The 9,236-nt window shown below is 71.1% G+C and carries 10 protein-coding genes; 8 read left to right on the forward strand and 2 right to left on the reverse strand.

The window, feature by feature from the left end; translation table 11 throughout:
- Positions 1-303: 303 nt before the first annotated feature.
- The gene (locus VMJ11_RS31395; RefSeq protein WP_325624838.1) at positions 304-711 is read left to right on the forward strand and encodes a DUF2177 family protein; all 408 of its coding nucleotides are present in this window, start codon (positions 304-306) and stop codon (positions 709-711) included.
- A gap of 13 nt (positions 712-724) precedes the next feature.
- On the opposite strand, the gene VMJ11_RS31400 is transcribed toward VMJ11_RS31395, so the two are convergent.
- The gene (locus VMJ11_RS31400; RefSeq protein WP_325624840.1) at positions 725-1,381 is read right to left on the reverse strand and encodes a ChrR family anti-sigma-E factor; all 657 of its coding nucleotides are present in this window, start codon (positions 1,379-1,381) and stop codon (positions 725-727) included.
- The gene (locus VMJ11_RS31405) at positions 1,378-1,944 is read right to left on the reverse strand and encodes a sigma-70 family RNA polymerase sigma factor (protein WP_325624841.1); all 567 of its coding nucleotides are present in this window, start codon (positions 1,942-1,944) and stop codon (positions 1,378-1,380) included. The genes VMJ11_RS31400 and VMJ11_RS31405 overlap by 4 nt, the downstream gene beginning before the upstream one ends.
- A 242-nt stretch (positions 1,945-2,186) precedes the next feature.
- On the opposite strand from VMJ11_RS31405, the gene VMJ11_RS31410 reads away from it, so the two are divergent.
- Genes VMJ11_RS31410 through VMJ11_RS31440 form a run of 7 tightly spaced genes read left to right on the forward strand, consistent with a single transcriptional unit; the run spans position 2,187 to position 8,896 of the window.
- On the forward strand, positions 2,187-3,224 hold the full coding sequence (locus tag VMJ11_RS31410) for an SAM-dependent methyltransferase (RefSeq protein ID WP_325624843.1): 1,038 nt from the start codon (positions 2,187-2,189) through the stop codon (positions 3,222-3,224).
- On the forward strand, positions 3,221-3,793 hold the full coding sequence (locus VMJ11_RS31415; RefSeq protein ID WP_325624845.1) for a DUF2878 domain-containing protein: 573 nt from the start codon (positions 3,221-3,223) through the stop codon (positions 3,791-3,793). Before VMJ11_RS31410 ends, VMJ11_RS31415 begins: the two co-directional genes overlap by 4 nt.
- On the forward strand, positions 3,790-4,575 hold the full coding sequence (locus VMJ11_RS31420) for a DUF1295 domain-containing protein (protein WP_325624847.1): 786 nt from the start codon (positions 3,790-3,792) through the stop codon (positions 4,573-4,575). The genes VMJ11_RS31415 and VMJ11_RS31420 overlap by 4 nt, the downstream gene beginning before the upstream one ends.
- Complete coding sequence (locus VMJ11_RS31425; RefSeq protein ID WP_325624848.1) at positions 4,572-5,519, forward strand: acyl-CoA desaturase; 948 nt, start codon at positions 4,572-4,574, stop codon at positions 5,517-5,519. Before VMJ11_RS31420 ends, VMJ11_RS31425 begins: the two co-directional genes overlap by 4 nt.
- Positions 5,516-6,817 carry an NAD(P)/FAD-dependent oxidoreductase gene (locus VMJ11_RS31430; RefSeq protein WP_325624850.1) on the forward strand — a complete coding sequence of 434 codons (1,302 nt, stop codon included), beginning with the start codon at positions 5,516-5,518 and terminating at the stop codon, positions 6,815-6,817. The genes VMJ11_RS31425 and VMJ11_RS31430 overlap by 4 nt, the downstream gene beginning before the upstream one ends.
- The gene (locus VMJ11_RS31435) at positions 6,786-7,598 is read left to right on the forward strand and encodes a DUF1365 domain-containing protein (protein WP_325624852.1); all 813 of its coding nucleotides are present in this window, start codon (positions 6,786-6,788) and stop codon (positions 7,596-7,598) included. Before VMJ11_RS31430 ends, VMJ11_RS31435 begins: the two co-directional genes overlap by 32 nt.
- Entirely contained in the window at positions 7,595-8,896 is a 1,302-nt protein-coding gene (locus VMJ11_RS31440; RefSeq protein ID WP_325624853.1) for a cyclopropane-fatty-acyl-phospholipid synthase family protein, read from the forward strand. Before VMJ11_RS31435 ends, VMJ11_RS31440 begins: the two co-directional genes overlap by 4 nt.
- The last annotated feature ends 340 nt before the right edge of the window (positions 8,897-9,236 follow it).

Consider the following 9,236-nt stretch of genomic DNA (forward strand, 5'->3'; position numbering starts at 1 on the left):
GCGATATCGGACGCTCACAAGCTTCCTGCCTCGTTGCGGTTGCGTTGCCGTTGCGGCGTCGAACGGCAGGCAGGCTGCGACTTATGATCCGCCGCCGGCGGCCGTGCGTACAACGGCGTAGTGCGATGTCCGTGATGACGACTTTCTTGGCAAGCTCCGACGTTTCTCGCCGCGCAGCCCGCGCGCACGCCGCCCTGTCCGACGCTGCGGACATGCCCGCCGACCTGGACGCGCAGGCGCGACCCCTAGGCGGTCTGCGCATCGGCGGCCGCCGCCCGAGCCACCGACGGCGCTGAAGCCGCGATGCCTTCGCCCCTGCGCCATGCCGCCGTTGCGTTCGTCGCGGCGACGATCGTGTTCCTGCTGCTGGATGCGGCGTGGCTCGCATCGATGGCCTCGCGTCTGTACCGCCCCGCCATCGGCCACATCATGCGCGACGACTTCGACGCGCTCGCGGCCGCGGTCTTCTACGCGCTCTACGTGACAGGAATCATCGTGTTCGTCGTGCGGCCGGCTCGCGACGGACGCGCGGCCCTCCTGCGCGGCGCGTTTTTCGGCCTGGTGTGTTACGGCACCTACGACCTCACCAACCAAGCCACCGTCGCCGATTGGCCCTGGCGCGTGACGCTTGCCGATCTCGCCTGGGGCGCTTTCGTCACGGGCGTGAGCGCCTGGGCTGCGTTCCGCGCCGCCCGCCGATGGCGCCGCTGAGACGCCTCGCCCGTCACATCCCGATCCAGCCGCCGATCATCGACGCCATGCGCCCGTCGAAGCGCATGCGCGCGCCGACATACGCGAGGCAAACGCAGGTCGTGCCGGCCTGTACTACCGGCTGATGGTGCACCGTCTCGTCGGCCGCGTCGAAGTCCCCCGGCCCGAAGACGGCGCGGCCGTCGTCGAAGGCGCCGCACAGCACCTGCGTCAATTCGACGCCGCCGTGCGTGTGGCGCGGCAGGCTGCGGCCCGCGCCGATGCGCAGAAGGTAGACGGACGCCGTGGGCTCGTGCGGCACGCCGATGCGCGCGTAGCGCATGCCGGGCCCGATCCAGCGCCACCCGCTGCTAGCGCAGCCGCGCAGGCTTGCGGGCCATGGCACGTCCCCGGGCAGCGCCGGGTGCGACCGTCGCGCCGGCGCAGGGCTGGGCGGCTCGATCGCGGGGCGGTCGAGGCGTTGCAGCGTTCGCTCCCATGCGCCCGGCCCGAGCGCGACCGGGTCGGTGTCCTCGAGCAGCGCGCCGCCGAGCGCCTGCAGCGTGTGCAGGCGCGCTCGGCATTCGCCGCAGCCTTCGATGTGCGTGCTCACCACGACCGCCTGGCCGGCACCGAGGCGGCCCGCGGCCAGCGGCAGCAGCAGCTCGTCGCCGGGATGATGATGGATCATGGCTCGTACCGTTCGAGAATGCGCCGCAATTGCGTCACGGCCAGCCGGATTCGCGACTTGACCGTGCCGAGCGGAATGCCCAGATCGCGGGCGATGCGCCCGTGCGGGTGCTCGTCGAAGAACGACAGCCGCAGGACCTGCGCCTGCTCGGGCGGCAACTCGGCGAGCGCGCGCTGGACGCCGCGCTCGCGTTGTGCCGCGTGCAGGAGCGCGTCGGGCGACAGGTGCGCGTCCGCCGGCTGCTGTTCCGCGTCCCAGGGGTCGGGGGTCCCTCCCGCACCGCCCGCAAGCCGGCGGTGGTGGTCGATGCGCAGGTTGCGCGCGATCGTATAGAGCCACGTCGAGACCTGCGCGCGCGACGGGTCGAAGCTCGACGCCCGCCGCCACAGCGTGACCATCGTCTCCTGCGCGAGCTCCTCGGCCAGCGCGTCGTCCGCCCCGCCCCGCGCCAGGAATCCTTTGACGCGCGGCGCGAAATGACGGAACAACGCCGCGAAGGCACGCCGGTCCGCAGTCGCGGCCACGGCACGCATCCAGGCATTGATCTCGTCGTCGGTCGGCATGCGTCGGTCGGCGGAGGCAACGGGCACCGCCGCCAGATGGCCGAAGACCGGCGGCGCCGGCCGCCCGGCCGGCGGTTTCGTCGCTGGCCGCACGTGTCCCATGGCCCTTGTACGCGACGCGGGCGGCGCTGGATCACTCTTCCTTAAATTCGCGCCCCCGTGATCCATCCGGCGCTCGCAGCCGTAAAAGCCCAGACATCCCGACACAACGGGCCGCCGGCTCGCAAAGGAATCTCGTGGCTTTGTCCAACCTCGCCCTCCAGTTGACCGAGCGTGGCGTCCTGCCCGACCGCGTCGTGCGCGCGGGCATCCGCCGGCTGGTGCGGGCGCGCCTCGCCGAGATCGACGCGCACGACCCGGCCGCGGCGGCATCGCGCGCCGAGGACTTCGCCGCCGCGATGCGCAGCGCACCCGTCGCGCTGCTGCCGCACAAGGCCAACGAGCAGCACTACGAGGTGCCGAGCGCGTTCTTCGGCGAAGTGCTGGGGCGCCGGCGCAAGTACAGCGCGTCGTGGTGGCCGGACGGTGTCGTCGACCTCGACGCGGCCGAGGAGGCCGCGCTCGCCGCGACCGCCGAGCGTGCAGGCCTTGCCGACGGCCAGCGCATCCTCGAGCTCGGCTGCGGCTGGGGATCGCTGACGCTGTGGATGGCACAGCGCTTCCCGCGGGCGCGGATCACAGCGGTATCGAACTCGCACAGCCAGCGCGCGCACATCGAGGCCGAGGCATATCGGCACCGCTTCGGCAACGTGCGGGTCGTCACGACCGACGTCGCGCAGTTCCGACCCGACGCGCGCTTCGACCGCGTGGTCTCGGTGGAGATGTTTGAGCACCTGCGCAACTGGCCGGAGATCTTCCGCCGCGTCGCGGGCTGGCTCAAGGCCGATGGCCGCTTCTTCATGCACGTGTTCGTCCATCGCAGCACGCCCTACGCCTTCGAGGAGCGCGACGACAGCGACTGGATGGCGCGGCACTTCTTCTCCGGCGGGATGATGCCGAGCGACGACCTCGCGCCGCGGTTCCAGGACGATCTCGCGCTGCGCGCGCGCTGGCGGTGGGACGGCACGCACTACGCGCGCACGGCGGAGGCGTGGCTCGCGAACATGGACGCGCGGCGCGAGCGGGTGTGGCCGATCCTTGCGCAGACCTATGGCGCCGAGCATGCCGCGCTCTGGTGGACGCGCTGGCGATTGTTCTTCATGTCGTGCGCCGAGCTGTTCGCCCACGATGGGGGTCGGCAGTGGTGGGTCGCGCACTATCTGTTCGAGCGGCGGCGATGAGCGCCGCACGGGCACTGCGGATGGCGGCGGGCTTCGTGCTGTTCCAGGCCGCGTGGTTCGCGTGCGTGGTCTCCGCGGCGCGCGGCGATGCCGCGCTGGGCATTGCCGCGGTCATCGCGGTGGTCTTGGTGCTTGTCGGGTGGAGCGCGCGGCGCAGAGCCGACCTGCACCTCGTCGCCCTGGCGGTCGCCGTCGGCCTCGTATGGGACAGCGCGCTCGCGCATGCCGGCATCGTGAGGTACGCCTCCCCCGGCCCGGTTCCCGGCTGGGCGCCGGCGTGGATTCTCGCGCTGTGGGCGCTGCTTGCGCCGATGTTGCGCGACCCGATGCGCTGGCTGCACGGCCGCCGGTTGCTTGCGGCGCTTTTCGGCGCCATCGGTGGCGCGCTGTCCTACGCCGCCGCAGGGCGGCTCGGCGCCTGCACGTTTCCCGACTTCGCGCTCGCCATGATCGTGCTCGGCGCCGGCTGGGCGCTGATACTGCCGCTCCTGCTGGCGGCCGCGCAGCGGGTCGATCGCCACCCGGCGTCGCGCTCCGCGGCGAGGCCGGCGAGCGAGGCTCGGGCATGACGCCGGACGCCGCGTCGCTGCACGCCGCAGCGGTCGGCTTGGGCGCCGGCGCGCTGCTTGCGCTTGTGGCGTGGGCGACGAGCGTGCCGCGGCGCGACGTGAGCATCGTCGACAGCGTCTGGGGCTTCCTGGTGCTCGTGCCGGCGCTGGTCACCGTGGCGCTGCTGCCGCAGGCCGGCCCGCGCGCCACCGTCGTACTGGCGCTGGCCGCGATATGGGCGGTGCGGCTTTCGGGGCACATCGCCTGGCGGCATCGCGGCAAGCCGGAGGATCGCCGCTACCTGGCCGTCCGGCGCCGCAACGAACCGCATTTCGCGTGGAAGAGCCTGTACCTGGTGTTCGGCTTGCAGGCGCTGCTCGGCTGGGTCGTCGCTACGCCGCTGATGGCCGCGGCGGCGAGCCCCGCGCCGTGGAACGCGCTCGACGTGGTGGGGCTTGCGCTCTTCGCTTTCGGCCTCGCGTTCGAGGCGGCGGCCGACGTGCAGCTCGCCCGCTTTCGCGCGGACGCCCGCAACCGTGAGCAGGTGATGGACCGCGGCCTGTGGCGCTACTCGCGTCACCCGAACTATTTCGGCGAGTGCTGCGTTTGGTGGGGCCTGTGGCTCGTGGCTGCAGCCGCCGGCGCGTGGTGGACCGTCCTGTCGCCGCTTCTGGTCACCGTGCTGCTGCTCAAGGTGTCGGGCGTTCCGCTGCTCGAGCAGGACCAAGGCGGTCGCCGCCCCGGCTACGCCGAGTACGTGCGCCGCACGCCGGCGTTCGTGCCATGGAGAGTGAAGGGATGAGCCGAGCCGCACGTGCAGCACGCGCGCTGTGCCTCGCCTGGGTCGACGGCCGCGCTCGCGGCGTGGACGACGGCGACCCGCGCCGCATCGACTGGCTGCGCCAGGTGCCCTTCATCGCCATCCACGCGGGCTGCCTCGCGCTGCCCTGGGTCGGCGCAAGCGTCGCGGCGGTGACCGCGGCGCTGCTGCTGTACGCGCTGCGCATGTTCGCGATCACCGGCTTCTACCATCGCTACTTCTCGCACCAGGCATTCCGCGCGGGGCGCGCGGTGCAGCTCGTGTTTGCGGTGCTCGGCGCGTCGGCGGCGCAGCGCGGGCCGCTGTGGTGGGCCTCGCATCACAGGCACCATCACGTGCACGCCGACGAGCCGGAGGACAGCCATTCGGCGCTGCGCCACGGCTTCGCGTGGAGCCACTTCGGCTGGTTCATGGCGCGCGAGAACTTCGCGCCGCGCGACGACCTCGTGCGCTCGCTCGCGCGCTTCCCGGAGCTGCGCTTTCTCGACCGCTGGGACGCGCTGGTGCCGCTGTCGCTCGTCGCGCTGCTGTGGGTGGTCGGCGCGCTGGCCGAACGCTACGCACCGGGCCTGCGCACGAGCGGCGCGCAGATGGTGGTGTGGGGCTTCTGCGTGTCGACGGTAGCGCTCTACCACGCGACGTTCAGCATCAACTCGCTGGCTCACCGCTTCGGGCGCCGCCGCTACGAGACGCGCGACGCCTCGCGCAACAACGCCTGGCTCGCCGCGCTCACCTTCGGCGAGGGCTGGCACAACAACCATCACCACTATCCGGCCTCGGCGCGCCAAGGCTTCTTCTGGTGGGAGGTGGATCTCACCTACTACGGTCTGCGGCTTCTGGCTGTGCTCGGCCTCATACACGGGCTCAAGCCGGTCCCTGCGGCGGTGCGCAACGCAACCTCGCCCTCCGCGAAGGATCGAACATGAGACGGCTGAAAGTCGCCATCGTCGGCACCGGCATCGCCGGCAACGTCGCCGCGCATCGCCTGCACCGCGCGGGCCACGACATCACCGTGTTCGAGGCTGACGACCGCATCGGCGGGCACACGCATACGCACCGGATAACGCTCGACGGCGAGGTGCAGCACGTCGACACCGGGTTCATCGTCTTCAACCGCCGCACCTACCCGCAATTCGTCGCGCTGCTCAACGAGCTCGGCGTGCCCTCGCAGCCGAGCTCGATGAGCTTCTCCGTGCGCAACGACGCGAGCGGCCTCGAGTACAACGGCACGTCGCTCGACGGCCTGTTCGCACAGCGCAGCAACCTGTTGCGGCCGGGGTTCATCGCCATGCTGGCGGAGATACTGCGCTTCAACCGCGAAGCGCCGGCGCTGCTGCGCGACGACGGGGACGAGACGACGCTCGGCGACTACCTCGAGGCGCATCGGTTCCGCGGCCGCTTCGTCGACGACTATCTCGTGCCCATGGGAGCGGCGATCTGGTCGACCGATCCGGCCCGCATGTTCGACTTTCCGGCGCGCTTCTTCGTGCGCTTCCTGCACAACCACGGCATGATCACGGTGAACGAGCGGCCGGGGTGGCGCGTGATCCGCGGCGGATCGGCGCGCTATGTCGAACGGCTGGTCGCGCCGTTTCGCACGCGCATCCGGCTGAAGAGCCCGGTCGAGCTCGTCCGGCGCCGGCCCGACACGGTGATCGTGCACGTGCGCGGGCGTGAGCCCGAGCACTTCGACCACGTCTTCCTTGCCTGCCACGCCGACCAGGCGCTGCGCATGCTGGCCGACGCTTCGCGCGAGGAGCGCGAGGTCCTCGGCGCGCTGCCCTACGTTCGCAACGAGGCCTTGCTGCACACCGACACGTCGCTGCTGCCGCGACGTCGGCGCGCGTGGGCGGCGTGGAACTACCACCGGCTGCCGGGGCCGCGCGCGGGCGTTGCGCTGACCTACGACATGAACGCGCTGCAGGGCCTGCGATCGCGTCATACTTTCTGCGTTACGCTCAACGCGAGCGAGCACGTGGACCCCGGGCGCGTGCTTCGACGCATGGAATACACGCATCCGCTGTTCACGCCGGCGGGCGTCGCGGCACAGCAGCGCCATCACGAGATCAGCGGCGTGCGCCGCACGCATTACTGCGGCGCCTACTGGCGCTACGGGTTCCATGAGGACGGTGTGGTGAGCGCGCTGCAGGCGACCGCGCGCTTCGAAGAGGCCTGCCGACGCGAGATCGACGATGCACAGCGCGCTCTACCACGGGTGGCTTGATCACCGTCGGCTCGCGCCGCGCCGGCACGCGTTCCGCTACCGGCTGTTCATGGCGTATCTCGACCTGGCCGAGCTCGGCTTTGTGTTCCGCGGCCGCTGGCTGTGGTCCACGGGGCGCGCGGCGCTCGCGCGCTTCGATCGTCGCGACCATCTCGGCGATCCCGCACAGCCCCTCGACGAGGCGGTGCGCGCGCTGGTGGAAGAGCGTACCGGCCGCCGGCCCGACGGTCCCATCCGGCTGCTGACGCACCTGCGCTATCTCGGCGTCGCGTTCAGCCCGGTGAGCTTCTATTACTGCTTCGATGCCGCCGACCGCAATGTCGACACGGTGGTCGCAGAGGTGAACAACACGCCGTGGGGCGAGCGCCACTGCTACGTCCTGCGACCGCAATCGCCGGAAGCCGGGCCGCTGCTCGCGCAGAGCACGAAGGCGATGCACGTCTCGCCCTTTCATCCGATGGCGATGCGCTACGACTGGCGGCTGCACACGCCGGGCGAGGCGCTGTCGGTGCACATGACGCTGCGCCCGTGCGTGCGCGATGGCGAGGCCGCCGCGCCGATCTTCGGCGCGACGCTGGCGCTGCGGCGCGTCCCCATTACCGGGCCCGCGCTCGCCGGCACGCTGCTGCAATTTCCCTGGATGACGGCCAAGGTGCTCGCGGCGATCCACTGGGAGGCGCTCCGGCTGTGGCTGAAGCGCACGCCGGTACACGACCATCCGACCCGATCACGGACCGCGCGCGCGGCCGCGGCGACCACGACAACGGAGCATTCACGATGAAGACCCTCGCCACGCTCGCCGATCGCGCGAATGCATTGCCGCGCGCGGACATGTCGTCGAACGCGTTGCAGCGTCCCCTGGAGCGGCTCGCGGAGCGCGCGCTGCGCGCACGGCTGTCGAAGCTCGCGCACGGCGAGGTCACGCTCGTCGACGGGGCTCGGCGTGAAGTCTACGGGCGTGCCACGCCGCGCTGCGCGCTGCGCGCCACCGTGCACGTGCGCGATGCCCGCTTCTATGCGGAGGCCGCCTTCGGCGGATCGGTCGGCGCGGGCGAGTCCTTCATGGCGGGCGACTGGACGGTCGACGACCTGACCGCGCTCGTGCGCATCCTGCTCGTCAACCGCGGCGTGCTCGACGCACTGGAGGGAGGCTGGTCGCGCGTGACGGAGCCCGTGCGACGGCTGTTGCATGCGGCAGCGCGCAACACGCGCGCCGGCAGCCGCCGCAACATCGCCGCGCATTACGACATCGGCAACGACTTCTTCGAGCGCTTCCTCGATCCGACGATGATGTACTCGTGCGCCGTGTTCGAGCGTGAGGACATGAGCCTCGAGCAGGCGCAGCTCGCCAAGCTCGACCGCCTGTGCCGCAAGCTCGACCTGCAGCCCGGGGACCACCTGCTCGAGATCGGCACGGGCTGGGGCGCGCTTGCGCTGCACGCCGCGCGCCACTACGGCTGTCGCGTGACGACGACGACGATCTCGCGCAAGCAGCACGAGCTCGCGCGCCGGCGTGTCGAGGCGGCGGGCCTCGCCGAGCGCATCACGCTGCGCCTCGACGACTACCGCGACCTCGAGGGCCGCTACGACAAGCTCGTATCGGTGGAGATGATCGAGGCGGTCGGCCACCAGTACTTCGACACGTTCTTCCGCAAGTGCGGCGAGCTGCTGGCGCCCGGCGGCACGATGGTGCTGCAGGCGATCACGATCGACGACCGGCAATACGCGGCGGCGCGGGATTCCGTGGATTTCATCAAGCGCCACATCTTTCCCGGCTGCTGCATTCCGTCGGTGACCGTGCTCGCGCAGTCGGCGGCGCGCGCTTCGGCGCTGCGCATCGTCGACCTGGAGGACATCGGGCCGCACTACGCCACCACGCTCGCCGCCTGGCACCGGAACCTCCTCGCCAATGCCGACGACGTGCGCGCGCGTGGCTACCCCGAGGCGCTGCTACGGATGTGGCACTTCTACCTCGGCTACTGCGAGGGCGGCTTCGTCGAGCGCGCGCTGGGCGACGTGCAGATCGTGCTGCAGGATTTCTCTTCTGCGGTGCGGCGCCGCACCCCGCGCCGGGCCTGAGGCAAGCGTCTAGACGGAGCGACCAACGCATCGGACCCCCTGCGGGCCTCAACGGCCGGTGGACACAGGCCGGCCCAGGAAGCGAGATGACCCGGGCCAGCCGAGCCCAACTATTGTCAAGGCTGCCCGATGGTTGTTTACTACGGCTTGTCGCCACCAGATGTGCGGCTATGCGAACCGACGCTCCGCTAGCTCGACTGTCTCTCTTAGCGTGTCTCGCCGCCGCCGGCCCGCGCGGAGCGTGCCTTTCGCGCAGCCTAATGGGCAGGACTGACCGAACATCCGTGTCGGTGAATGTGCGTATCACGATCATCCGATCATGTGCGCTGTCCGGGCCGAC

Origin of the sequence: Paraburkholderia sp. (assembly GCF_035501035.1) — a bacterium.
Taxonomy (GTDB): domain Bacteria; phylum Pseudomonadota; class Gammaproteobacteria; order Burkholderiales; family Burkholderiaceae; genus Paraburkholderia.

Coding starts and splice junctions, on each gene's coding strand:
- VMJ11_RS31430 (WP_325624850.1), top strand. CDS start 5,516: ATGAGACGGCTGAAAGTCGCCATCGTCGGCACCGGCATCGCCGGCAAC.
- VMJ11_RS31425 (WP_325624848.1), top strand. CDS start 4,572: ATGAGCCGAGCCGCACGTGCAGCACGCGCGCTGTGCCTCGCCTGGGTC.
- VMJ11_RS31405 (WP_325624841.1), bottom strand. CDS start 1,944: ATGCCGACCGACGACGAGATCAATGCCTGGATGCGTGCCGTGGCCGCG.
- VMJ11_RS31420 (WP_325624847.1), top strand. CDS start 3,790: ATGACGCCGGACGCCGCGTCGCTGCACGCCGCAGCGGTCGGCTTGGGC.
- VMJ11_RS31400 (WP_325624840.1), bottom strand. CDS start 1,381: ATGATCCATCATCATCCCGGCGACGAGCTGCTGCTGCCGCTGGCCGCG.
- VMJ11_RS31440 (WP_325624853.1), top strand. CDS start 7,595: ATGAAGACCCTCGCCACGCTCGCCGATCGCGCGAATGCATTGCCGCGC.
- VMJ11_RS31415 (WP_325624845.1), top strand. CDS start 3,221: ATGAGCGCCGCACGGGCACTGCGGATGGCGGCGGGCTTCGTGCTGTTC.
- VMJ11_RS31395 (WP_325624838.1), top strand. CDS start 304: ATGCCTTCGCCCCTGCGCCATGCCGCCGTTGCGTTCGTCGCGGCGACG.
- VMJ11_RS31435 (WP_325624852.1), top strand. CDS start 6,786: ATGCACAGCGCGCTCTACCACGGGTGGCTTGATCACCGTCGGCTCGCG.